The sequence below is a fragment of the Bacillus zhangzhouensis genome (assembly GCF_000715205.1).
Lineage (GTDB): Bacteria > Bacillota > Bacilli > Bacillales > Bacillaceae > Bacillus > Bacillus zhangzhouensis.
On sequence record NZ_JOTP01000017.1, the window covers coordinates 22,585 to 47,429 of the forward strand.

Here is a 24,845-nt window from a genome sequence, read left to right on the forward strand (position 1 = left end):
CATTAAAGTACTTCTGGTGCTAGAGAAACAATTTTCATATAGTTATTTTCACGAAGCTCACGTGCTACTGGTCCGAAGATACGAGTTCCACGCGGGCTCTTGTCGTCACGGATGATGACACATGCATTTTCATCAAAACTGATGTAAGATCCATCGTTTCTGCGAGCTCCGCTCTTTGTACGAACGATAACTGCTTTCACAACTTCACCTTTTTTGACAACGCCTCCTGGTGTTGCTTGTTTAACCGTACAAACAATCACATCACCGATGTTAGCCGTCTTACGTCCAGAGCCACCAAGAACTTTAATCGTTAGTACTTCACGTGCGCCAGAGTTGTCAGCTACTTTTAAACGAGTCTCCTGTTGAATCATTAATGTTACCTCCCTTCGGAAAAAGAAATCCGAACTTTATTAGATAATAACAGCTTCTTCGACAACTTCAACTAGACGAAAGCGTTTAGTCGCAGATAAAGGACGAGTTTCCATGACCTTTACGATGTCTCCGATTTTTGCTTGGTTGTTTTCATCATGTGCTTTTAACTTTTTAGAGTATCTTACACGTTTGCCATAAAGTGAATGCTTTTTGTATGTTTCAACAACAACAGTGATGGTTTTATCCATTTTGTCAGAAACAACACGACCTTGATACACTTTACGTTGGTTACGTTCGCTCATGTTTGCGGGGCCTCCCCTCTAATTATTATTTATTAGCAGCGATTTCTCTTTGACGAATCACAGTTTTCATGCGTGCGATTGATTTACGCACTTCACGAATGCGAGCAGTGTTTTCAAGCTGCCCAGTCGCTAATTGGAAACGAAGATTGAAAAGTTCTTCTTTAAGAGACTTTACTTTTTGTTCAATTTCAGCAGTGGTAAGGTCACGAATTTCATTAGCTTTCATTTGATTCACCACCAATTTCTTCACGTTTTACGAACTTCGTTTTAATTGGCAATTTGTGAGATGCAAGACGAAGAGCTTCACGAGCAACTTCTTCAGACACACCAGAAATTTCAAATAAAACTTTGCCCGGTTTTACTACAGCTACCCATCCTTCTGGAGCACCTTTACCGGAACCCATGCGGACTTCTAGAGGTTTTGCTGTGTATGGCTTAGAAGGGAAAATTTTAATCCAAACTTTACCGCCACGTTTCATGTAACGAGTCATAGCAATACGAGCAGCTTCGATTTGACGGTTAGTGATCCATGAAGCTTCTAGAGCTTGGATACCGAACTCACCGAAATGTACTTCAGTGCCACCTTTTGCACGACCACGCATTTTTCCACGATGTTCTCTGCGATACTTCACGCGTTTTGGCAATAACATATTATTTTCCTCCTTCCGCAGTATTCTTCTTAGTTGGAAGGACTTCTCCACGATAGATCCATACTTTTACGCCAAGCTTACCATAAGTAGTGTCAGCTTCAGCAGTAGCATAGTCGATGTCAGCACGAAGTGTGTGCAACGGAACAGTACCTTCACTGTAATATTCAGAACGAGCAATATCTGCACCGCCAAGACGACCAGAAACCATTGTTTTGATTCCTTGTGCTCCAGCACGCATTGTGCGTTGGATTGTTTGTTTTTGTGCACGACGGAATGAAATACGATTTTCAAGTTGACGAGCGATGTTTTCAGCAACTAGCTGAGCATCAAGATCTGCTCTCTTGATTTCAAGAATGTTGATGTGTACACGTTTGCCAGTTAGGCTGTTAAGAGCTTTACGAAGTGCTTCAACTTCAGATCCGCCTTTACCAATTACCATACCTGGTTTAGCCGTGTGGATTGTGATATTTACGCGGTTTGCAGCACGTTCGATTTCTACTTTAGAAACAGACGCGTCAGACAAACGCTTGCTGATGAATTCACGGATTTTCAAGTCTTCATGTAAGAAGTCAGCGTAATCTTTACCTGCGAACCATTTAGATTCCCAATCACGAATGACGCCAATACGAAGACCTACTGGATTTACCTTTTGACCCACGGATTATCCCTCCTTCTTTTCTGATACAACGATTGTAATGTGGCTAGTACGTTTGTTAATTGCGCTCGCACGACCCATAGCACGTGGACGGAATCTCTTAAGTGTTGGACCTTCGTCAACGAATGCTTGAGTAATCACTAGGCTGTTAGCGTCCAACTCGTAGTTGTGCTCAGCGTTTGCGATAGCAGATTTTAATACTTTTTCAATAATTGGTGAAGCAGCCTTAGGTGTAAGGTTTAAGATAGAAACTGCTTCTCCTACTTGCTTACCTCGGATCAGGTCCATTACTAGACGTGCTTTACGAGGAGCAATACGGACTGTTCTTGCGACAGCTTTAGCTTGCATTTAAAAGCCTCCTCTCATTAGCGTCTTGTTTTTTTATCGTCACTAGCATGACCTTTGTAAGTACGGCTTGGTGCGAATTCGCCCAATTTGTGACCTACCATATCTTCAGAAATGAAAACAGGTACATGTTTGCGTCCGTCATAGACAGCGATTGTGTGACCGATGAATTGTGGGAAAATTGTAGAACGACGAGACCAAGTTTTTACGACTTGCTTTTTGTCAGTTTCATTCAATTTCTCGACTTTAGCAATCAAATGATCATCAACAAATGGTCCTTTTTTTAAGCTGCGAGCCATTGTGGAACCTCCCTTCGTGATTGAACTACGGTCCTAAATGAACCGTAGACAACCCCGTTACTTGTTTTTACGACGACGTACAATGAATTTATCAGACTTGTTGGTTTTCTTACGAGTCTTGAATCCAAGAGTCGGTTTACCCCATGGAGACATTGGTGATTTACGTCCGATTGGAGCGCGTCCTTCACCACCACCGTGTGGGTGATCGTTAGGGTTCATTACAGAACCACGAACTGTTGGGCGTACGCCTTTCCAGCGAGAACGTCCAGCTTTACCGATGTTAATTAATTCGTGTTGCTCGTTTCCTACTTGACCGATAGTCGCACGGCAAGCAGAAAGAATCATGCGAACTTCTCCTGAGTTCAAACGTACAAGAACGTATTTACCTTCTTTACCAAGAACTTGAGCAGAAGTACCAGCAGAACGAACTAATTGTCCACCTTTACCTGGTTTTAATTCAATGTTATGCACAACTGTACCAACTGGGATGTTGATAAGTGGAAGAGCATTACCTGGTTTGATGTCAGCTTCTGGTCCAGAAGTAACTTCAATACCAACTTGAATTCCTTTTGGAGCAAGAATGTAACGTTTCTCACCATCTGCATAGTTTATAAGAGCGATGTTCGCTGAACGGTTTGGATCATACTCGATTGTAGCAACGCGTCCAGGTATACCGTCTTTATCACGCTTAAAGTCGATGATACGGTATTGACGTTTATGACCGCCACCTTGATGACGAACAGTCAATCTACCTTGGTTGTTACGTCCGCCTTTTTTGTGTAGCGGTGCAAGCAACGATTTTTCTGGTTTGTCAGTCGTGATTTCAGCAAAATCTGAAGTAGTCATGCCACGACGACCATTACTGGTTGGTTTATACTTTTTAATCGCCATTTTGAATTTCCCTCCTTCTTTTTAAGATTTACGCTTCAAAAATTTCGATTTCTTTGCTGTCAGCAGTTAATTTCACGATCGCTTTTCTGCGACGGCTAGTCATACCAGTGTAGCGTCCAACGCGTTTAGATTTTCCTTTGTAGTTTTGAACGTTGACTTTCTCAACTTTCACTCCAAAGATTTCTTCAACAGCGTCTTTCACTTCTGTTTTGTTAGCTCTGACATCAACTTCGAACGTGTACTTCTTCTCTGTCATTAGATCAGCAGAACGTTCAGTAATGATAGGGCGCTTTAGAACATCACGAGGATCTTTCATTATGCAAGTCCCTCCTCTACTTTTTCAACCGCTGCTTTAGTGATCAGAAGTTTGTCGTGGTTGACAACGTCAAGAACGTTGATACCTTTAGCTTCAACAACTGTTACTCCAGGGATGTTACGAGCAGATAAAGCTACTGTTTCGTTTGCATCCGCAGTGACGATCAACGCTTTCTTCTCAACAGATAATCCTTTAAGGATGCCTGCGAATTCTTTCGTTTTCACTGCATCAAGAGTTAGATCTTCAAGAACGATGATGTTGTTGTCGATTACTTTAGAAGACAATACTGACTTGATAGCCAAGCGGCGAACTTTTTTAGGTAATTTATAAGAATAACTGCGTGGTGATGGACCGAATACGATACCGCCTCCGCGCCATTGTGGTGAACGGATAGAACCTTGACGAGCACGACCTGTACCCTTCTGTCTCCAAGGTTTACGACCTCCGCCACGTACTTCAGAACGAGTTTTTACTTTGTGAGTTCCTTGACGTAAGGAAGCTCTTTGCATAAGAATAGCATCGAATACTACGCTTTCGTTTGGCTCGATTCCAAACACAGAAGCGTTTAATTCGATTTCACCGTTAGTAGAACCGTTTTGGTTAAATAATGCTACTTTTGGCATGACTTGTTTCCTCCTTTCCTAAGAGAGTTATTTAGTTTTAACTGCACTCTTTACAGTTACTAGAGATTTTTTAGCTCCTGGTACGTTTCCTTTGATCAATAGAAGATTGCGTTCTGCATCAACTTTAACGATCTCAAGGTTTTGGACAGTGATTTGCTCTCCGCCCATACGTCCTGGAAGAAGTTTACCTTTGAATACGCGGTTTGGATCAACAGGTCCCATTGAACCAGGACGACGGTGATAACGTGAACCGTGAGTCATTGGTCCGCGTGATTGTCCGTGGCGCTTGATAGCCCCTTGGAATCCTTTACCTTTTGATGTTCCTGTTACATCTACGATATCTCCATTTGCGAAAATATCAACCTTGACTTCCTGACCAACTTCATACGCATCTAACTCCACACCGCGTAATTCTTTTACGAAGCGCTTAGGAGCAGTTTCCGCTTTAGCAACGTGGCCTTTCTCTGGTTTGTTAGAAAGCTTTTCACGTTTGTCGTCAAAACCGATTTGGATTGCTTCATAGCCATCCGTGTCAGCAGTCTTCTTTTGAAGAACAACGTTAGCAGCAGCCTCAACAACAGTTACAGGGATAAGATCACCGTTTTCTGCGAATACTTGCGTCATACCAATTTTTCTACCTAAGATTCCTTTGGTCATTCGTCACACCTCCTATAATATGTGTTTTCTATTTGAATTAAAGTTTGATTTCGATATCTACACCAGATGGTAAATCTAAACGCATAAGTGCATCAACTGTTTGCGGAGTTGGATTCACGATGTCGATTAGACGTTTGTGAGTACGCATCTCGAATTGCTCACGAGAATCTTTGTACTTATGCACCGCACGAAGGATTGTGTAAACTGATTTTTCAGTTGGAAGCGGGATTGGACCAGATACACTAGCACCAGAACGCTTAGCCGTTTCAACAATCTTCTCAGCAGATTGATCAAGAATTCTATGATCATATGCTTTTAAACGAATACGAATTTTTTGTTTTGCCATTATTTTCCCTCCTTTTCGCCTACTTACGTTAGACAGTTCTCCGTGAGAAAAACCTGATCACCTTGCCATGGCAAAGCGGCCGGGTGTGTCAGCAACCTCTCACTTCATCGCAGTCAAAGACCAACATGCACTATTGTACCAAATTGGTCTGCGTGTTGCAATAATAAATCGGATAAATTTATGATTTGCACACTTTTCATATTATACAGGGGTTCAACCTATAAATCAAGCTTTCCCTGAAGATGATGTATAGCAGTCTTTCTTACGATACGAATAAATTCAGCTGGCTCTTCAATATGCGGGGAATGTGCAGATTCTTTAAAGGTGAACCATTCCTTTATTGGTGCTGTTAATTGATCAACATATGGTTTTGATACAGCAGCTGGTGTAATCATGTCATGTTCACCAATAATAAAGTAGCACGGTATTAATATAGTAGAAACTCGGTATTGAATGCTCTCATTCATCAGCTCACTCCACAGCATGTCCTGGCTAAACTTCTGCCCCTTAAGAAATCTCCATTTATCTATTAGCTGATAATGCTTACTATGAAGAATCCCGCGCAGCATTTGAAAAAGCGGCTTCCATCTGTACGTGAGACCTGCATTTACGAACTCCTTATATAGAGAGAATAAAGCATGAGCAGAGGTTCGTTTCCACGGGGGAGGTGTCAGTAATCGCAGACAGCTTGAGAACAGACGATTGTGATGGTATTTCTTCAAAAGAAGCTCGTACGACACGATATCTTCTTTCAATACATCTACTACCTGACTAATTCCATAATATGCATGATATAAATCCGGACGCTGATGTACTGCTTGTATCGCAATTAAGGATCCCCATGAGTATCCAGCGATGTACAGTTTTGAATGACCTAGATATGAAAGGAGCTTTTCTGTCAGTTCAACTGTATCCTCAATAAACTGCTGAATGGTCATTGATGCAGCAGGAATATCTTTATAATAAGAAAGCCCTGCACCGCGTTGATCCCAGTGGACGACTGTAAAATCTTGGTCAAGTTCCTCATGAAAGGAATCGATATAACTGATTTGAGCTGAGCCAGGCCCACCGTGTAAAAATAACAGTACGGGTTTCGTTTCTTTTGGGTGATCTTCTTTCATCATAATCCATTGGTCAACTCCGCCGATCAACCATTTTTTCAAATATGTCTTCGCCATTCCAGTGTTCCTCTCGGTTCCATTTAGATTCTATAGCTTATAGTAGCCGTTCTGATCTGGAAAAGCAAAAAAAGAGACCCTTTTGCAAGGAGTCTCTTTTATAAGTTTTATTACTTAATGATATTTGAAACGACGCCAGAACCTACAGTACGTCCACCCTCACGGATAGAGAAACGAGTTCCTTCTTCGATAGCGATAGTAGAGATAAGTTCAACTTCCATCTCAGTGTTATCGCCAGGCATTACCATTTCAGTACCTTCTGGAAGATGTACGATACCAGTTACGTCAGTTGTACGGAAGTAGAACTGCGGACGGTAGTTAGCGAAGAATGGAGTATGACGTCCACCCTCTTCTTTAGAAAGTACATAAACTTCAGCTTTGAAACGGCTATGTGGAGTGATTGTACCTGGTTTAGCAAGTACTTGACCACGTTGGATATCTTCACGAGATACACCACGAAGTAGTGCACCGATGTTGTCACCAGCTTCAGCATAGTCAAGAAGTTTACGGAACATTTCAACACCTGTAACAGTTGTTTTACCGTTTTCTTCTTGAAGACCGATGATTTCAACTTCGTCACCGACTTTAACTTGTCCACGCTCAACACGACCAGTAGCAACTGTTCCACGACCAGTGATTGAGAATACGTCCTCAACTGGCATCATGAATGGCTTCTCAGTGTCACGCTCTGGAGTTGGGATGTACTCATCAACCGCATCCATAAGTTCAAAGATTTTTGCTTCGTAATCAGCATCTCCTTCAAGAGCTTTAAGAGCAGAACCTTTGATAACTGGTACATCATCACCAGGGAAGTCATAGTCAGAAAGAAGGTCACGAACTTCCATTTCAACAAGTTCAAGTAACTCTTCATCGTCAACCATGTCACATTTGTTAAGGAATACTACGATGTATGGTACACCTACGTTACGAGAAAGTAGGATGTGCTCACGTGTTTGTGGCATTGGACCATCAGCAGCAGATACTACTAAGATCGCGCCGTCCATTTGAGCAGCACCAGTGATCATGTTTTTAACGTAGTCAGCGTGTCCTGGGCAGTCTACGTGTGCATAGTGACGAGATTCAGTTTCATACTCAACGTGTGCAGTTGAGATTGTGATCCCACGCTCGCGCTCTTCTGGAGCACCATCGATTTGGTCATAAGCCATAGCTGTACCTTTACCAGATTTCTTATGAAGAACTGTTGAGATAGCAGCAGTTAGAGTTGTTTTACCATGGTCAACGTGTCCAATTGTACCAATGTTAGCATGCGATTTGGAACGGTCGAATTTTTCTTTAGCCATTCTAAAAATCCTCCTTAAAAGGTTCATTGTATTTGGTATAGAGTGATAGAAAGTGAAGAGTTACCTCTCACTTTCTGATCTTCAATAGTAGTTATACTTTAGTTTAAAGGCAAAATCAATTATTCACCTTTATTTTTTTTGATGATTTCTTCACTAATGCTCTTAGGCACTTCTTCGTAGTGATCCATGTGCATAGTGAAAGTACCGCGTCCTTGTGTGTTAGAACGGAGTGAAGTTGCATATCCGAACATTTCAGAAAGTGGAACCATAGCGCGAACAACTTGAGCGTTACCGCGAGCTTCCATACCTTCTACACGTCCACGACGAGATGTGATATCACCCATGATGTCTCCCATGTATTCTTCTGGGATAACGACTTCTACTTTCATCATTGGCTCAAGTAGAACTGGGTTACATTTGCTGACAGCATTTTTCAATGCCATAGATGCAGCAATTTTAAACGCCATTTCGTTAGAGTCAACATCGTGGTATGATCCATCAAATAATTTAGCTTTGATGTCGATTAATGGGAATCCAGCTAATACACCATTTTCAAGTGAATCTTCAAGACCTGCTTGAATAGCTGGAATGTATTCACGAGGAACAACCCCACCGACGATTGCATTTTGGAATTCGAAGCCTGCGCCTTCTTCGTTTGGTTCGAATTCGATCCAAACGTGTCCGAACTGACCACGTCCACCAGACTGACGTACGAATTTACCTTCAACTTTTGCACTAGAACGGAATGTTTCACGGTACGCAACTTGAGGAGCTCCTACGTTAGCTTCAACCTTGAACTCACGCTTCATACGGTCAACAATGATATCAAGGTGAAGCTCACCCATACCAGAGATGATCGTTTGACCAGTTTCAGTGTTTGTTTGTGTACGGAATGTTGGATCCTCTTCAGCTAGTTTAGCTAAAGCGATACCCATTTTATCTTGGTCAGCCTTAGACTTAGGCTCGATTGCTACATCGATAACTGGCTCTGGGAAATCCATAGACTCAAGGATAACAAGACTTTTCTCGTCACAAAGAGTGTCACCAGTTGATGTATCTTTAAGACCTACAGCTGCAGCGATATCCCCTGCGTAAACAGTAGAGATTTCTTCACGGCTGTTTGCGTGCATTTGAAGGATACGTCCAACACGTTCACGCTTGTTCTTAGAAGAGTTCTTCACGTAAGAACCAGAATCAAGTGTTCCAGAGTATACGCGGAAGAAAGTTAGTTTCCCAACATAAGGGTCAGTCATTACTTTAAATGCAAGGGCTGCGAATGGTGCGTCATCAGTAGACTCACGTACAACCTCTTCATTTGTATCTGGCAAGGTACCTTTGATTGCAGCAACATCAGTTGGTGCAGGAAGGTAATCAAGCACAGCGTCAAGTACAAGCTGAACACCTTTGTTTTTGAAAGCAGATCCAACAAGAACTGGATAGAATTCAACATTCAATGTTCCTTTACGGATTGCAGCTTTCAATTCAGGAATTGTAATTTCTTCACCCTCAAGGTATTTTTCCATAAGCTCTTCATCAAGCTCAGCCACAGCTTCAATTAAGCTGCTGCGAAGCTCTTCAGCTTTGTCTTTATACTCAGCAGGGATTTCTTGTGCATCAGAGCGAGTTCCAAGGTCATCTTCGTAGAAGTATGCTACGTTTTCTACAAGGTCGATGATTCCTTCGAATTGGTCTTCAGCACCGATCGGCAATTGGATTGCATGAGCGTTTGCTTGAAGACGATCTCTTAATGTGCCTACAGAGTAAAGGAAGTCCGCACCTGTTTTATCCATTTTGTTAACGAATACGATACGAGGTACCCCGTAAGTTGTTGCTTGGCGCCAAACTGTTTCAGTTTGTGGCTCTACACCTGATTGTGCATCAAGAACAGCAACCGCACCATCAAGTACACGTAAAGAACGTTCAACTTCAACAGTGAAGTCTACGTGTCCTGGTGTATCGATGATGTTTACACGGTAACCTTTCCATTGTGCTGTAGTAGCAGCAGAAGTGATTGTAATACCACGTTCTTGCTCCTGCTCCATCCAGTCCATTTGTGAAGCTCCTTCGTGAGTTTCACCAATTTTATGGATACGACCAGTGTAGTACAAGATACGCTCAGTCGTTGTCGTTTTACCGGCATCGATGTGAGCCATGATACCAATATTACGAGTTTTGTCTAAGGAGAACTCTCTTGCCATTGGGTAATTTCTCCTTCCTTATTAGGAAATAGTTTTTTTAGTTTGGTATAAATCCTACCAGCGGTAGTGAGCGAATGCTTTGTTCGCTTCTGCCATTTTGTGTGTATCTTCACGTTTCTTCACAGCAGCACCAGTGTTGTTAGCTGCGTCAAGGATTTCGTTAGCAAGACGCTCTTCCATCGTTTTTTCTCCACGAAGACGAGCGTAGTTAACTAACCAGCGAAGACCTAAAGTCGTACGACGGTCTGGGCGAACTTCTACAGGTACTTGGTAGTTAGCTCCACCTACACGACGTGCTTTAACTTCAAGAACTGGCATGATGTTTTTCAAGGCTTGTTCGAAAACCTCCATCGCTTCATTACCAGTACGTTCTTTGATGATATCAAATGACTTGTAGAGAATTGTTTGTGACTTTCCTCTTTTACCGTCGATCATCATTTTGTTAATCAAACGAGATACAAGTTTAGAATTGTAAATTGGATCTGGCAAAACGTCTCTTTTTGCAACAGGACCTTTACGTGGCATCTGAATAGCCTCCCTTCTCTTTTAAAAGGATTTCTATCTGTCTCTCATCTCAATTTCATTGTCAGATACCTGACTCCACTGATCTGATATCAACTTCTAAAAACCCTTATGTTTGTTTATATTATTTGCTTTGTTTAGGGCGTTTTGTTCCGTATTTAGAACGTCCTTGCATACGACCGTCAACTCCGGCAGTATCAAGCGCACCACGAACGATGTGGTAACGTACACCCGGTAAGTCTTTTACACGTCCGCCACGGATAAGTACTACACTGTGCTCTTGTAGGTTATGACCGATACCAGGAATGTAAGCTGTTACTTCAATCAGGTTAGACAAACGTACACGAGCATATTTACGTAGTGCTGAGTTTGGTTTTTTCGGTGTCATTGTACCGACACGAGTACAAACCCCGCGCTTCTGTGGAGATGTTACGTTAGTGTGCTCTTTTTTGAAACTGTTGTATCCTTTGTTAAGTGCAGGAGACTTTGAGTTTTCAACTTTACTCACGCGTCCTTTGCGTATTAGCTGATTAATTGTAGGCATGTTGTTATTCCTCCCTTCATTACTTTTTTTATAACCCACATACCCAGGTGGTTCATCAAAAGGCAAAAAACAATGCTTTTGCAATTAAAGCATGCAAAAACAAACAAGTACGTTATAACATAATGGCAACAGCTGCTGCCCCAACTTCAATTCCGCAGGCCTTGCCGAGCTTTTTCATGGAATCTACCACTAAAATGTCTACACCCTTCTCTTGCGCTAGTTTCATTACACTAGCTGTTAAAGTAGGATCAGCATCTTTCGCTACGACGATTTCCTTTACTGAATCTCGTTTCAGAGCTTTTACTGTTTGCTTCGTACCAATAATAATGGACTGAGCCTGTGATACTTTATCATAAGACATCGAATATCCTCCAAAGTAACAGGTTTTATTTTGAGCACCTTGGTTATATTATCATCATGGCAGAAGGATGTCAATATCGTATGACAGATTATCTTGACATCCTTCACCATTTTTTGATGATTTTTATGGAAATCTTATGAGAAAGATTACTCTACAGGAACCATATCGTCAGTCGGTTGCACTTGTGAAATCGGCTTAACTTTACGGTAGTTTGGCATTCCCGTTCCAGCAGGAACAAGTTTACCAATGATCACATTCTCTTTCAAGCCAAGAAGCTCATCACGTTTTCCTTTAATCGCCGCATCTGTTAGGACACGAGTCGTTTCTTGGAAGGATGCAGCAGACAAGAATGAGTCTGTTTCAAGTGATGCTTTTGTAATACCAAGAAGAACTGGACGGCCTGTTGCAGGACGCTTGCCTTCGAATAGTACTTTTTTGTTCGCTTCAGTGAATTGATGTACATCAAGAAGTGTGCCTGGCAATACATCTGTATCCCCTGCATCAGCGACACGCACTTTACGAAGCATTTGGCGAACCATTACCTCTACGTGCTTATCTCCGATTTCTACCCCTTGCATACGGTATACTTTTTGTACTTCATGAAGCAGATATTCTTGAACAGCTGTCATGTCAGTCACTTTTAGAAGCTCTTTCGGATCAATAGAACCTTCTGTCAGCACTTGACCACGAGTGACTTTGTCACCTTCAACAACTTTCAGGCGTGCATTATAAGGAGCTGTGTAAGAACGAGTTTCAACTTCGCCTTGAACCACAATTTCCTGCTGCTTGTCACGAACATCGTTGATTTCAGCAACGACACCATCAATTTCAGAGATGGTCGCTTGCCCTTTCGGATTACGTGCTTCAAATAGCTCTTGGATACGAGGTAAACCTTGTGTGATATCGTCTCCTGCTACCCCACCGGTGTGGAACGTACGCATTGTAAGCTGTGTTCCTGGCTCACCAATCGATTGTGCAGCGATGATTCCAACTGCTTCACCAACTTCAACGTCAGTACCAGTTGCAAGGTTACGGCCGTAGCATCGTTTACATACACCATGAGGCGTGTTACATGTAAATGCAGAACGGATCCATACTTCCTCAATACCTGCTTCGACTACTTCAAGTGCTTTATCTTCATCAATTAGCTCGTTTTCGTCGACCATGACTTCGCCCGTTTCAGGATGAACAATTGGTTTTCTTGCAAAACGTCCGATAAGACGTTCTTCAAGTTTCTCAATAATTTCATTTCCTTCTTTAATGGACTTCGCCAAGATTCCACGGTCTGTACCGCAATCTGTTTCACGGATGATGACATCCTGTGCAACGTCAACGAGACGACGCGTGAGGTAACCTGAGTCAGCTGTTTTAAGGGCTGTATCGGCAAGACCTTTACGCGCTCCGTGAGTGGAAATAAAGTATTCTAATACGGTTAAACCTTCACGGAAACTAGATTTAATCGGAAGTTCAATGATACGTCCAGCCGGGTTGGCCATCAGACCACGCATACCAGCCAGCTGAGTGAAGTTAGATGCGTTACCACGCGCTCCAGAGTCACTCATCATGTAGATCGGGTTGACTTCATCAAGGGACTTCATCAGTTTACCTTGGATGACATCTTTAGAAGAACTCCAGATTGAAATTACTCTCTCATAACGCTCTTCTTCTGTAATCAAACCACGTCTGAATTGCTTAAGGACGTTATCTACTTTTGCTTGTGCTTCTTCAAGGATTTTCTGCTTATCATCTAATACGACGATATCAGATACACCAACGGTAATACCGGCTTTAGTAGAATATTTGAACCCAAGATTTTTCATGCGGTCAAGCATTTTAGAAGTCTCAGTGATGTGGAATCTCTTAAAGATTTCCGCAATGATTTTTCCTAAAATACCTTTTTTGAACGGCGCATTGATTTCTTGTTTCTCGATCGCAGCTTTGACATCCTCACCTTTTTCAAGGAAGAAACGATCAGGTGTTTTTTCTTCAATATTACTCTTAGTCGGTTCATTCATGTATGGGAATGATTCCGGTAAGATTTCGTTAAAGATCAGTTTTCCAACTGTTGTGATCAACAATTTAGAACGCTGTTCATCAGTGAATGTCACATTCTTCAACGAGCTAGCTGCAACAGCTACACGTGTATGAAGATGCACATAACCATTTTGATAAGCTAAAAGGGCTTCATTCGTATCTTTGAAGACCATACCTTCTCCGATAGCACCTTTACGCTCGAGTGTTAGGTAGTAGTTACCAAGCACCATATCCTGAGATGGCGTAACAACTGGTTTTCCATCTTTCGGGTTCAAAATGTTTTGAGCAGCAAGCATTAAGATACGAGCTTCAGCTTGAGCTTCAGCAGATAATGGTACGTGAACCGCCATTTGGTCACCGTCAAAGTCAGCGTTGTAGGCTGTACATACAAGTGGATGCAGACGAATCGCACGCCCTTCCACAAGTGTAGGTTCAAACGCTTGAATACCAAGTCTGTGAAGAGTTGGTGCGCGGTTTAGTAAGACTGGGTGCTCACGAATAACTGATTCTAAAACATCCCATACTTCCGGCTGCACACGCTCAATTTTACGCTTCGCACTCTTAATGTTGTGAGCTAATCCTTTTTCAACAAGCTCCTTCATCACAAATGGTTTGAATAATTCAAGAGCCATTTCTTTCGGTAGTCCACACTGATACATTTTCAAATGTGGGCCTACGACGATAACGGAACGTCCAGAATAGTCAACACGTTTACCAAGCAAGTTTTGACGGAAACGTCCTTGTTTCCCTTTCAGCATGTGAGAAAGAGATTTCAACGGTCTATTTCCAGGTCCTGTTACTGGTCGACCTCTACGTCCATTATCAATCAAGGCATCAACAGCTTCCTGAAGCATACGCTTCTCGTTCTGAACGATGATGCTTGGCGCGCCAAGATCTAATAAACGTTTCAGACGATTGTTACGGTTGATGACACGACGATAAAGGTCGTTCAAGTCAGAAGTAGCAAAACGTCCACCATCAAGCTGAACCATTGGACGTAATTCTGGTGGAATTACCGGAAGTACATCAAGAATCATCCAAGACGGTTTGTTTCCTGAGTTACGGAAGGCTTCTAACACTTCAAGGCGTTTGATCGCACGAGTACGACGCTGTCCTTGGGCAGTTTTCAGCTCTTCTTTTAGTGTATCCACTTCTTTTACAAGATCGATATCTTGAAGAAGTTTGTTGATTGCTTCAGCACCCATAGCTGCTTGGAACGTATTCCCGTATTTATCTAAATAAGCACGGAATTCTTTCTCAGAAAGAAGTTGTTTCTTCTCAAGCGGTGTGTTGCCCGGATCTGTCACGACGTAAGAAGCGAAGTAGATCACTTCTTCTAACGCACGTGGTGACATATCAAGAACAAGACCCATACGGCTTGGGATACCTTTGAAATACCAAATGTGGGAAACTGGGGCAGCCAGTTCGATATGCCCCATTCTCTCACGACGGACTTTTGCCCGTGTTACTTCTACACCACAACGGTCACATACAACACCCTTATAACGAACGCGTTTATACTTTCCACAATGACATTCCCAGTCTTTTTGTGGTCCGAAGATACGTTCACAAAAGAGACCATCTTTTTCAGGTTTCAGTGTACGATAGTTAATCGTTTCAGGCTTTTTCACTTCACCAAAAGACCAAGAACGGATTTTATCAGGTGATGCGAGACCGATGTTCATATACTCAAAATTGTTCACATCTAGCAAGGGGCCTACCTCCCTTTTAATCTTCGGGTTATACCCTAGTCACTTGCTCTAATCGTTTCTGCTATTCTTTTGTGACTGCGTCACGTTCAAGATCGACAGGTGCGAGGTCTGCAGCATCTTCGTCATTAGATAACGCTAATCCGTCTGCTTTCTTCGTTTCCTCATCGTCTTCTAAATCTCTCATTTCTATCTCTTCTTCATCACCAGATAGGATTTTGACATCCATACCTAAACTTTGAAGTTCTTTGATTAACACTTTGAATGATTCAGGGACACCTGGTTCAGGTACGTTATCCCCTTTGACGATGGCTTCGTATGTTTTCACACGACCCACAACGTCATCCGATTTAACAGTTAAGATCTCTTGAAGTGTGTATGCAGCACCGTAAGCTTCAAGTGCCCATACTTCCATCTCTCCGAAACGCTGACCACCAAACTGTGCTTTACCGCCAAGTGGCTGCTGCGTAACAAGTGAGTATGGTCCAGTTGAACGTGCGTGAAGTTTATCGTCAACCATGTGAGCCAGTTTGATCATATACATGATTCCAACAGATACACGGTTGTCGAAAGGTTCACCAGTTCGACCATCATAAAGGACTGTTTTCGCATCACGGGACATACCTGCTTCTTCAAGCGTTTCCCAAACATCTTCCTCACGAGCACCATCAAATACCGGTGACGCAATGTGGATGCCAAGGTAACGTGCAGCCATACCCATATGAAGCTCAAGCACCTGACCGATGTTCATACGAGATGGTACCCCTAGAGGGTTTAACATGATATCAATCGGCGTTCCATCTGGAAGATACGGCATATCTTCTTCTGGAAGGATTTTAGAGATAACCCCTTTGTTCCCATGTCGTCCGGCCATTTTGTCACCTTCAGAAATTTTACGCTTCTGAACGATGTATACGCGGACTAACTGGTTCACACCTGGTGGTAATTCATCTCCATCTTCACGGTTAAAGACTTTTACATCGTGGATAATTCCGCCGCCGCCGTGTGGAACACGTAGAGACGTATCACGAACTTCACGAGCCTTTTCACCGAAGATTGCATGTAATAGACGTTCTTCAGCTGTCAGTTCTGTTACACCTTTAGGCGTTACTTTCCCTACAAGAAGGTCTCCGTCTTTTACTTCTGCACCAATACGGATGATTCCACGTTCGTCAAGGTTGCGTAAAGCATCTTCCCCAACGTTTGGAATATCACGTGTGATTTCTTCTGGTCCAAGCTTTGTATCACGAGCTTCTGATTCATATTCTTCAATATGGATAGAAGTATAGACGTCATCTTTTACAAGGCGCTCACTCATAATGATCGCATCCTCGTAGTTGTAACCGTCCCATGTCATGAAGCCAACCATTACGTTACGTCCTAGAGCCAATTCACCTTTTTCCATAGAAGGACCGTCTGCAAGGATTTCTCCTTTAACGACTTCATCTCCAACACTTACGATTGGACGCTGGTTGTAGCAAGTCCCTTGGTTAGAGCGGACAAATTTCAGCAAGCTGTATTTGTCTAGGTTTCCTTTGACTTGTTGTCCGTCAACGTCTTCATAGCGACGAACCCAAATGTTTTTCGCTTCAACACGTTCTACAACACCTGGATAGCGGCAGATAACAGCAGCACCAGAGTCTTTCCCTGATACATACTCCATACCTGTACCAACAATCGGTGATTCCGGCTGCATCAAAGGCACAGCCTGACGTTGCATGTTCGCTCCCATTAGAGCACGGTTAGAGTCATCGTTTTCTAAGAATGGGATACATGCTGTCGCCGCAGAAACAACTTGCTTTGGCGAAACGTCCATGTAGTCAACGCGGTTTCGAGGAACAACTGTGTTTTCCCCTCTGAAACGAGCAATGATATTATCATCGATAAACGAACCATCTTCACCTAATATAGCGTTCGCTTGTGCTACAACGTAGTTATCCTCTTCATCAGCAGTTAAGTAATCGATTCTCGGTGTCACTTTACCTGTTTCAGGGTCAACCCGGCGGTAAGGTGTTTCAATAAATCCGAAGCGATTCACTTTTGCAAATGAAGATAGAGAGTTGATCAAACCGATGTTTGGACCCTCTGGTGTTTCAATTGGACACATACGGCCATAGTGAGAGTAGTGAACGTCACGAACTTCCATTCCTGCACGCTCACGTGTCAAACCACCCGGTCCAAGCGCCGACAGACGGCGTTTGTGCGTCAATTCAGCAAGCGGGTTTGTTTGATCCATGAACTGAGAAAGCTGAGAGCTACCAAAGAACTCTTTGATAGAAGCGATCACAGGACGAATGTTAATCAGCTGCTGAGGTGTGATCGTGTTTGTGTCTTGAATCGACATTCTTTCACGAACAACACGCTCCATTCTGCTTAAACCAATGCGGAATTGGTTTTGCAGAAGTTCACCTACAGAACGTAGACGACGGTTACCAAGGTGATCGATATCATCTGTGTCACCTACACCATGAAGCAGGTTGAAGAAATAACTGATCGATGCAATGATGTCAGAAGGAGTGATATTTTTCACAGCTTCCTCTACATATGCATTACCAATCACGTTGATCACTTGCTCGCCTTCTTGATCAGTTGGTGCATAAATCTTAATAGATTGAAGTTCTACTTCATCTTCTACTACGCCACCGTTCGGATAAAGTTTTCTAAATCCGATGCCGTTTTCTAAGTATGGAAGAACTTTATCAAGAACTCTTCTGTCTAAAATTTGACCTTTTTCTGCTAGAATTTCACCTGTTTCAGGATCAACTAGTGTTTCAGCCAACTTTTGATTGAACAGTCTATTTTTAATATGAAGCTTCTTATTAATCTTGTAGCGTCCAACATTTGCTAGGTCATATCTCTTCGGATCAAAGAAGCGAGAGTCTAGCAAGCTTTTCGCATTTTCAACAGTTGGCGGCTCTCCAGGACGGAGGCGCTCGTAGATTTCGAGAAGTGCTTTATCCGCATTCTCTGTATTGTCTTTTTCCAGCGTGTTGCGTAAGTATTCATTCTCGCCAATGAGGTCAAGAATCTCTTGATCAGAGCTGAAGCCGAGAGCACGCAAAAGAACCGTAACCGGCAACTTACGTGTGCGATCGATGCGTACATAAACTACATCCTTCGCATCAGTTTCGTATTCTAACCATGCGCCACGGTTTGGAATGACAGTCGCAGTAAAACCTTTTTTACCGTTTTTGTCTACTTTACCACTGAAATATACACTCGGAGAACGCACTAATTGAGAAACGATTACACGTTCCGCACCATTAATGATAAAAGTACCTGTGTCTGTCATGATTGGGAAATCACCCATGAACACATCTTGGTCTTTTACTTCTCCAGTTTCTTTGTTAATTAAACGAACTTTCACTCTTAGTGGAGCAGAGTAAGTTACATCACGTTCTTTTGATTCTGCTACAGGATACTTAGGATCCCCTAGGCTGTAATCAATGAATTCAAGAGAAAGGTTACCAGTAAAATCCTCAATTGGGGATATATCTTGAAACATCTCTCTAAGACCCTCATCAAGAAACCACTGATAAGAAGAGGTTTGAATTTCAATGAGATTTGGTAATTCTAACACTTCGCTTATGCGTGCGTAGCTTCTGCGCTGGCGGTGTCGTCCATACTGAACTAGTTGACCTGTCAACTGATTCACCCCTCAAATCATGCGTATTATATGTGTAAAAAGTATTTCTGTCTTTCAAATGTCAGTAAAGAAATACTTTTACAAGACAAAAGAAAAAAGGGTTTCTAAAATAAGAAAACCACATCCAAAAACAAATACCGATTTTATTAGTTTTCCCAAGTATGCATAATTTATACAAAATAGTTGTTTTTTAAGCCTATCAAGCAAAATATACACATTGGCATTTTATAATGTTAACACAGCTAGGAAACTGCGTCAAACTTTTTTAGCTTTGATAATATAGTAGCCCCTTTTTTTCATAACGACCGCGACTTCTCCAAAGAGCTGCTCTAATTTTTCAATCGCAGATGGTCCACCTTGCTTTTTCTGAATAACCACCCACAACTCACCTTCTGGCAATAAATGATCAGCACTTTTTTCAAAGATCGCATGTACAACTTTCTTCCCTGCCCGTATTGGGGGATTGGTCAGTATAGAGGCAAAAGCAGCTGATGAATGAACATTCGAGAATAAATCACTTTGATAGATGCGGACATTATCGATGCGATTATGCTTAGCGTTTTCCTTTGAAAGTTCGACTGCTCTTTCGTTCACATCAATCATATGAATGGTGCGGCTAGTCATTTCGTTTGCTAACGATAAGCCGATCGGTCCATAACCGCAACCGACATCTAAGACATCGCCATCCAATTCAGGTTCTTCAAAAGCTTCAATTAATAGCCTTGAACCGTAGTCGACTTCTTTCTTAGAAAACACTCCACTGTCACTTGTAAAAGTAAAGGTACGGTTTCTCAAGGTGAAGTCCCATGTCTGTTTATTGCTTTTCACTGATGGCTTTTCCGTATAATAGTGGTCACTCACGATGAATGGACCTCCTCTGGGTTCAATCGTTTCAGGAGATTAGAAAAGAAAAAGCCCGCCAGTAAAAGCGAGCTTTCCCAAAAGATTAGGCGAAGATTACTTAACTTCTACAGAAGCGCCAACTTCTTCAAGCTTAGCTTTAAGTTCTTCAGCTTCTTCTTTAGCAATACCTTCTTTAAGTGGTTTTGGAGTGTTGTCAACAAGTTCTTTAGCTTCTTTCAAGCCAAGACCAGTGATTTCACGAACCACTTTGATAACTTTGATTTTTTGGTCTCCAGCACCAGAAAGTACTAGATCAAAATCAGTTTTTTCTTCAGCAGCAGCACCACCAGCAGCAGCTACAGCTACAGGAGCAGCAGCAGTTACGCCAAATTCTTCTTCGATTGCTTTTACTAAGTCGTTTAACTCAAGTACAGTTGCTTCTTTAACTGAAGCAATGATTTCTTCGATATTTAAAGCCATTTGTAATTCCTCCATTTAAAGTTATTTTACGTAAAGTACGCATTAAGCGCCTTGTTCTTCTTTTTGATCTGCAACTGCTTTAGTAGCAAGAGCAAGGTTACGAACTGGAGCTTGAAGAACGCTAAGCAACATAGATAGTAAGCCTTCGCGAGACGGAAGTTCCGCAAGAGCCTTCACTTCTTCTACAGTCGCTACGTTTCCTTCGATGACACCAGCTTTGATTTCTAAAGCTTCGTGGCTTTTCGCAAATTCGTTGATGATTTTCGCAGGTGCGATAACATCTTCGTTACTGAATGCGATAGCGTTTGGACCTGTTAAGAAATCGTTTAAACCAGTTAGTTCAACTTGTTCAACTGCACGGCGAGTCAAAGTGTTTTTGTAAACTTTGAATTCTACGCCAGCATCACGAAGTTGCTTACGAAGTTCAGTCACTTCAGAAACTGAAAGACCACGGTAATCTACAATTACAGTAGACATACTGTCTTTAAATTTAGAAGTAATTTCATCAACGACTACTTTTTTAGTATCGATTGCATTGCTCATGGTTACACCTCCTGTACATTCTTTGTGTAACACTTATACCGATCAGGCCATCACGTTCCTAGCGAACGGTTCTCCATATAAAAAGCCTCCATTAAGACATGGAGGCTGTATATACAAGCATACGTTAACGTAAGACTGTGACATATACACCTCGGCGGGTTAATTAAGCCATAAGGCCCCTGCTGTCTACGGTATAAATGGACATTATTCTATTTTACAACATTTTGATATTATCAAAACGATTGTGATAAGTCAAGAATTATTTTGCAGAGAAAGAAGATGGATCCACTTTCACGCCAGGGCCCATAGTAGATGTAACAGAAACGTTTTTCACGTATACACCTTTAGCCGCTGCAGGTTTTGCTTTAAGGATTGTCTCATAGATTGTTGCAAAGTTCTCAACAAGCTTTTCGTCCTCGAAAGAAACCTTTCCGATTGGCGCGTGGATGTTACCAGCTTTATCAACGCGGTATTCTACTTTACCAGCTTTGATTTCATTGATTGCTTTTTCTACTTCGAATGTAACAGTTCCTGTTTTAGGGTTTGGCATAAGACCTTTTGGTCCAAGTACACGACCGATCTTACCAACTTCACCCATCATGTCAGGTGTCGCAACGATTACATCGAAATCGAACCAACCTTGTTGGATTTTTGTGATGTAATCAGAATCTCCAACGTAGTCTGCTCCAGCAGCTTCTGCTTCTTTTGCTTTTTCGCCTTTAGCGAACACAAGAACGCGTTGAGTTTTACCAGTTCCGTTAGGAAGTACAACTGCACCGCGGATTTGTTGATCGTTTTTACGAGGGTCTACGCCCAAACGAAAAGCAACTTCTACAGTCGCATCAAATTTCGCTGTATTTGCTTTTTTTGTAAGAGAAACAGCTTCAGCTACATCATACGCTTTAGTACGTTCGATTAGCTTCGCAGCTTCTACATACTTTTTACCTTTTTTAGCCATTATAAAAATCCTCCTTATGTGGTTTTAGCGGAATAACCTCCCACGAATAAGGGTTGCGAACTTGTCAAAACCAAACTCGCAACCCAACAAGACAAAAAATTAATCTTCGATGACAATACCCATACTGCGTGCAGTACCTTCAACCATGCGCATAGCTGATTCAACGCTAGCAGCGTTTAAGTCAGGCATTTTTGTTTCCGCGATTTCGCGTACTTTATCACGCTTAACAGTTGCCACTTTATTACGGTTAGGTTCACCAGAACCAGACTCAATACCAGCTGCTTTTTTAAGTAATACTGCAGCAGGTGGAGTTTTAGTAATAAATGTAAATGAACGGTCTTCAAAAACCGAAATTTCAACAGGAATGATAAGACCAGCTTGGTCAGCTGTACGAGCGTTAAACTCCTTACAGAATCCCATGATATTAACACCGGCTTGACCTAGTGCAGGTCCAACTGGTGGAGCTGGGTTAGCTTTTCCAGCAGGAATTTGCAATTTAACAACTTTTACTACTTTTTTAGCCACGAGACACACCTCCTTAAAGTCCGTGATGTGGTAATAGGGGAATCCCCCTCCCACTCAACAACTTCATTCTTTATATGAATGACGAAATAACTAGCTAGCGATCTTGAGTGAACTCAAGACGTACCTTTGCTATATTACCACTTCTATACACTCATTTCAAGCTCTTTTAAATTACAATTTATCGATCTGCGTGAACTCAAGTTCCACAGGTGTTTCTCTACCAAACATATTAACGAATACTTTGACTTTGCTTTTATCGTAATCAATCTCTTCGATAGATCCTGTGAAGTTAGCAAATGGTCCATCGATGACCTTGACTGTTTCTTTCAGTTCAAAGTCGATTTCTGTTTTACGCTCTTCAAGGCCCATTCTCTTCAGAATGGTTTCCGCTTCGCCTGGTAATAGAGCTGTTGGCTTAGAGCCTGATCCAGCTGATCCAACGAACCCTGTCACACCTGGTGTATTACGAACAACATACCAAGAATCGTCAGTCATGACGATTTCCACTAGGACATAGCCAGGGAATACTTTCTTTTTGACCACTTTTTTCTTACCGTTTTTAAAATCAGTTTCTTCTTCTTCTGGTACGACTACGCGGAAGATTTTATCCTGCATGCCCATTGATTCAACACGCTTTTCCAAGTTCGCTTTTACTTTGTTTTCATAACCAGAGTACGTATGCACAACATACCAATTCTTTTCCATTTTAGATCAGGACTATTCAGTCCTTCCCTCCCCACATTTCATAATGTCTATTTGACGAATATCGAGTACCGTAAATATTTTCAAGCAATTGAAAAAACCCGTAAAACGGGTTTTTTGGCAAGTCATATTATGATCTATTATAGCACGTTCAGCAGATCATTATTCAAGTATTAATGAATTAATTCGATTAATTGTGAGATTCCTATATCAAGAAAAGAGAAAAAGATTGCAAAGAATACAACTGTTAAAATAACAGTGATTGTGTAGCGGACCATTTCGTTTTTCTTTGGCCAGCTGACCTTTTTCATTTCTTTCCCGACACTTTTTAAGAAACTGATAATACGCATGTAAAAGACCTCCACAGATTAAAGAACGCAAATCTTACTTCGTTTCTAAATGTGTTTTATGTGAATTACAATTCTTGCAATATTTCTTAACTTCTAATCTTTCAGCTGCTGAAGCAACACTTTTCATTGTCGTATAATTGCGGCTTCCGCAGTCTTTACAGGCTAGAGTGATTTTTTTCCTCATATTTACACCTATTTTCTCGACATCATTTCCTTAGTACCTTATCACAGTGTCGAAAAAGCTGTCAATATAGGTTTGACTAGAGACTGATCTCGCGCAGCTCTAAATATTTCTCTAATTTTCTCTTTACTCTTTGGAGTGCATTATCAATTGATTTCACATGACGGTTTAAATCTTCAGAAATCTCCTGATAGGATCTACCATCAAGATAAAGCACAAGTACCTTTCTTTCCAGCTCGCTTAATAGTTCACCCATTTTCATTTCAATATCATCAAATTCTTCTTTGCTAATGATTAAATCTTCTGGGTTAAGCGCTTTAGCACCGGAAATGACATCCAACAATGTTCTGTCCGATTCTTCATCGTATATCGGCTTGTCTAATGATACATAGGAATTTAACGGGATATGTTTTTGGCGAGTAGCTGTTTTAATTGCGGTGATAATTTGGCGGGTAATACATAATTCTGCAAAAGCCTTAAATGAAGTAAGCTTGTCCTCTCTGAAATCGCGGATAGACTTATAAAGTCCGATCATCCCCTCTTGGACAATGTCCTCTCGATCCGCTCCAATCAAGAAATAAGATCTTGCTTTCGCACGTACAAAATTGCGGTATTTCGTAATTAAATAATCTAGCGCATCACTATCTCCGACATGAACCCTTTCAATGACTTGTTCATCTTCCAACTGGCAAAATTGCTCTCTGATGGACTTACCCTTGCTGTTGTTTAGATTCACTTCGATCCCCCCGACCGCACCTAGATAGAAATATTATACATTAATGGTTGAAATATCGTCAAGCTATTCCAAATTCCCACGCCGCCATTTTTCAAACGTTTTCAATACATCTTCTGACAATTCAATTTTGGATGCTGGTTTATCAGAAGTAATCTTTTTGACCCGTGTTTCAATCTTTCGTTCAATCACTTCAATCTCTCTTAAAAGCTCTCTAGCCGACTTGCGAAGAGCACCTTGTCCAAAGATCGCCCACTGTTCCGTAAAATCAGAGGTCGCTACATGAATTTGCGTCCGAATATTATTTAAATCTTGCGCCAGCTTTTCAATCCGCTCATCAGCCGTTTCATTCTCTCTCGTAAAGATGACCTCTACTCGGTGGTTTGTCCGCTTTTTCTCGATTCCTTTAACCATATGGGCATCGAATACGACAATGACTCGATACCCTGTGTATGCTTGATATTCTGCTAAATTTTGAATCAATACGTCTCTGGCTTCTTCAAAGCTGTTTTCCTTTAAGTGCTGCAAACGAGGCCATGCACCTATCATGTTGTATCCATCGACTAAGAGGATGTCCATCT

30 protein-coding genes and 1 other annotated feature are annotated in these 24,845 nt (G+C 41.8%); all 30 genes read right to left on the reverse strand.

Features of this window, described 5'->3' with window-relative positions; all coding sequences use genetic code 11:
• Nucleotides 1–2 precede the first annotated feature (2 nt).
• The 30 genes from rplN to rae1 all read right to left on the reverse strand — a co-directional run bounded on the left by rplN (nucleotide 3) and on the right by rae1 (nucleotide 24,843).
• The gene (gene rplN, locus BA70_RS13545; RefSeq protein ID WP_003216882.1) at nucleotides 3–371 is read right to left on the reverse strand and encodes a 50S ribosomal protein L14; all 369 of its coding nucleotides are present in this window, start codon (nucleotides 369–371) and stop codon (nucleotides 3–5) included.
• Nucleotides 372–410: 39 nt separating this feature from the next.
• Complete coding sequence (gene rpsQ, locus BA70_RS13550; protein WP_012008705.1) at nucleotides 411–674, reverse strand: 30S ribosomal protein S17; 264 nt, start codon at nucleotides 672–674, stop codon at nucleotides 411–413.
• Nucleotides 675–699: 25 nt separating this feature from the next.
• On the reverse strand, nucleotides 700–900 hold the full coding sequence (rpmC, locus tag BA70_RS13555; RefSeq protein WP_003217155.1) for a 50S ribosomal protein L29: 201 nt from the start codon (nucleotides 898–900) through the stop codon (nucleotides 700–702).
• Nucleotides 890–1,324 (reverse strand): 50S ribosomal protein L16, encoded by a 435-nt coding sequence (gene rplP / locus BA70_RS13560; protein WP_003225801.1) that lies wholly within the window; start codon nucleotides 1,322–1,324, stop codon nucleotides 890–892. The genes rpmC and rplP overlap by 11 nt, the downstream gene beginning before the upstream one ends.
• A gap of 1 nt (nucleotide 1,325) precedes the next feature.
• A complete protein-coding gene (gene rpsC / locus BA70_RS13565) occupies nucleotides 1,326–1,982 on the reverse strand; it encodes a 30S ribosomal protein S3 (RefSeq protein WP_003217241.1) in 657 nt (218 codons plus the stop codon).
• A 3-nt stretch (nucleotides 1,983–1,985) separates the two neighbouring features.
• Complete coding sequence (rplV, locus tag BA70_RS13570; protein WP_007496316.1) at nucleotides 1,986–2,327, reverse strand: 50S ribosomal protein L22; 342 nt, start codon at nucleotides 2,325–2,327, stop codon at nucleotides 1,986–1,988.
• 17 nt (nucleotides 2,328–2,344) lie between these two features.
• Nucleotides 2,345–2,623 (reverse strand): 30S ribosomal protein S19, encoded by a 279-nt coding sequence (gene rpsS / locus BA70_RS13575; protein WP_034323215.1) that lies wholly within the window; start codon nucleotides 2,621–2,623, stop codon nucleotides 2,345–2,347.
• Between the two features lie 57 nt (nucleotides 2,624–2,680).
• Nucleotides 2,681–3,514 carry a 50S ribosomal protein L2 gene (gene rplB, locus BA70_RS13580; RefSeq protein WP_034323217.1) on the reverse strand — a complete coding sequence of 278 codons (834 nt, stop codon included), beginning with the start codon at nucleotides 3,512–3,514 and terminating at the stop codon, nucleotides 2,681–2,683.
• Between the two features lie 28 nt (nucleotides 3,515–3,542).
• A complete protein-coding gene (gene rplW, locus BA70_RS13585; RefSeq protein ID WP_003217016.1) occupies nucleotides 3,543–3,830 on the reverse strand; it encodes a 50S ribosomal protein L23 in 288 nt (95 codons plus the stop codon).
• Entirely contained in the window at nucleotides 3,830–4,453 is a 624-nt protein-coding gene (rplD, locus tag BA70_RS13590; protein WP_034323219.1) for a 50S ribosomal protein L4, read from the reverse strand. The genes rplW and rplD overlap by 1 nt, the downstream gene beginning before the upstream one ends.
• Before the next feature lie 27 nt (nucleotides 4,454–4,480).
• Nucleotides 4,481–5,110, reverse strand: a complete 630-nt coding sequence (gene rplC, locus BA70_RS13595; RefSeq protein WP_034323221.1) for a 50S ribosomal protein L3 — start codon at nucleotides 5,108–5,110, stop codon at nucleotides 4,481–4,483.
• A gap of 37 nt (nucleotides 5,111–5,147) precedes the next feature.
• Entirely contained in the window at nucleotides 5,148–5,456 is a 309-nt protein-coding gene (gene rpsJ, locus BA70_RS13600) for a 30S ribosomal protein S10 (protein WP_003156464.1), read from the reverse strand.
• A 218-nt stretch (nucleotides 5,457–5,674) separates the two neighbouring features.
• Nucleotides 5,675–6,634: an alpha/beta fold hydrolase gene (locus tag BA70_RS13605; RefSeq protein WP_034323224.1), complete on the reverse strand. Its 960-nt coding sequence runs from the start codon at nucleotides 6,632–6,634 to the stop codon at nucleotides 5,675–5,677.
• Nucleotides 6,635–6,744: 110 nt separating this feature from the next.
• Complete coding sequence (tuf, locus tag BA70_RS13610) at nucleotides 6,745–7,935, reverse strand: elongation factor Tu (RefSeq protein WP_034323226.1); 1,191 nt, start codon at nucleotides 7,933–7,935, stop codon at nucleotides 6,745–6,747.
• Between the two features lie 119 nt (nucleotides 7,936–8,054).
• Nucleotides 8,055–10,133 (reverse strand): elongation factor G, encoded by a 2,079-nt coding sequence (fusA, locus tag BA70_RS13615; protein ID WP_034323229.1) that lies wholly within the window; start codon nucleotides 10,131–10,133, stop codon nucleotides 8,055–8,057.
• 54 nt (nucleotides 10,134–10,187) lie between these two features.
• Nucleotides 10,188–10,658: a 30S ribosomal protein S7 gene (gene rpsG / locus BA70_RS13620; protein WP_003216884.1), complete on the reverse strand. Its 471-nt coding sequence runs from the start codon at nucleotides 10,656–10,658 to the stop codon at nucleotides 10,188–10,190.
• Between the two features lie 121 nt (nucleotides 10,659–10,779).
• Nucleotides 10,780–11,199 carry a 30S ribosomal protein S12 gene (gene rpsL / locus BA70_RS13625; RefSeq protein ID WP_003216962.1) on the reverse strand — a complete coding sequence of 140 codons (420 nt, stop codon included), beginning with the start codon at nucleotides 11,197–11,199 and terminating at the stop codon, nucleotides 10,780–10,782.
• 112 nt (nucleotides 11,200–11,311) lie between these two features.
• Nucleotides 11,312–11,560, reverse strand: coding sequence for a 50S ribosomal protein L7ae-like protein (locus BA70_RS13630; RefSeq protein WP_034323232.1), 249 nt, complete (start codon nucleotides 11,558–11,560; stop codon nucleotides 11,312–11,314).
• A 146-nt stretch (nucleotides 11,561–11,706) separates the two neighbouring features.
• Nucleotides 11,707–15,306 carry a DNA-directed RNA polymerase subunit beta' gene (gene rpoC, locus BA70_RS13635; RefSeq protein WP_034323234.1) on the reverse strand — a complete coding sequence of 1,200 codons (3,600 nt, stop codon included), beginning with the start codon at nucleotides 15,304–15,306 and terminating at the stop codon, nucleotides 11,707–11,709.
• 61 nt (nucleotides 15,307–15,367) lie between these two features.
• A complete protein-coding gene (rpoB, locus tag BA70_RS13640) occupies nucleotides 15,368–18,949 on the reverse strand; it encodes a DNA-directed RNA polymerase subunit beta (RefSeq protein ID WP_007496297.1) in 3,582 nt (1,193 codons plus the stop codon).
• Nucleotides 18,950–19,204: 255 nt separating this feature from the next.
• Nucleotides 19,205–19,810: a class I SAM-dependent methyltransferase gene (locus tag BA70_RS13645; RefSeq protein WP_034323237.1), complete on the reverse strand. Its 606-nt coding sequence runs from the start codon at nucleotides 19,808–19,810 to the stop codon at nucleotides 19,205–19,207.
• Between the two features lie 96 nt (nucleotides 19,811–19,906).
• Nucleotides 19,907–20,272 (reverse strand): 50S ribosomal protein L7/L12, encoded by a 366-nt coding sequence (rplL, locus tag BA70_RS13650; RefSeq protein ID WP_034323240.1) that lies wholly within the window; start codon nucleotides 20,270–20,272, stop codon nucleotides 19,907–19,909.
• Between the two features lie 42 nt (nucleotides 20,273–20,314).
• Entirely contained in the window at nucleotides 20,315–20,815 is a 501-nt protein-coding gene (gene rplJ, locus BA70_RS13655; RefSeq protein WP_003217048.1) for a 50S ribosomal protein L10, read from the reverse strand.
• A gap of 69 nt (nucleotides 20,816–20,884) precedes the next feature.
• Nucleotides 20,885–21,025 (reverse strand) — a sequence feature (ribosomal protein L10 leader region).
• 49 nt (nucleotides 21,026–21,074) lie between these two features.
• On the reverse strand, nucleotides 21,075–21,773 hold the full coding sequence (gene rplA / locus BA70_RS13660) for a 50S ribosomal protein L1 (RefSeq protein ID WP_034323243.1): 699 nt from the start codon (nucleotides 21,771–21,773) through the stop codon (nucleotides 21,075–21,077).
• A 99-nt stretch (nucleotides 21,774–21,872) separates the two neighbouring features.
• Entirely contained in the window at nucleotides 21,873–22,298 is a 426-nt protein-coding gene (gene rplK, locus BA70_RS13665) for a 50S ribosomal protein L11 (protein ID WP_003216956.1), read from the reverse strand.
• Nucleotides 22,299–22,469: 171 nt separating this feature from the next.
• A complete protein-coding gene (gene nusG, locus BA70_RS13670) occupies nucleotides 22,470–23,003 on the reverse strand; it encodes a transcription termination/antitermination protein NusG (RefSeq protein ID WP_034323246.1) in 534 nt (177 codons plus the stop codon).
• Nucleotides 23,004–23,173: 170 nt separating this feature from the next.
• Nucleotides 23,174–23,350 carry a preprotein translocase subunit SecE gene (gene secE, locus BA70_RS13675; protein WP_008345422.1) on the reverse strand — a complete coding sequence of 59 codons (177 nt, stop codon included), beginning with the start codon at nucleotides 23,348–23,350 and terminating at the stop codon, nucleotides 23,174–23,176.
• Between the two features lie 34 nt (nucleotides 23,351–23,384).
• Nucleotides 23,385–23,534, reverse strand: a complete 150-nt coding sequence (rpmG, locus tag BA70_RS19605) for a 50S ribosomal protein L33 (protein WP_078061730.1) — start codon at nucleotides 23,532–23,534, stop codon at nucleotides 23,385–23,387.
• A gap of 76 nt (nucleotides 23,535–23,610) precedes the next feature.
• Nucleotides 23,611–24,267 carry an RNA polymerase sporulation sigma factor SigH gene (gene sigH, locus BA70_RS13680; RefSeq protein WP_008345424.1) on the reverse strand — a complete coding sequence of 219 codons (657 nt, stop codon included), beginning with the start codon at nucleotides 24,265–24,267 and terminating at the stop codon, nucleotides 23,611–23,613.
• Between the two features lie 63 nt (nucleotides 24,268–24,330).
• A complete protein-coding gene (gene rae1, locus BA70_RS13685; protein WP_034323248.1) occupies nucleotides 24,331–24,843 on the reverse strand; it encodes a ribosome-dependent mRNA decay endonuclease Rae1/YacP in 513 nt (170 codons plus the stop codon).
• Nucleotides 24,844–24,845 lie beyond the last annotated feature (2 nt).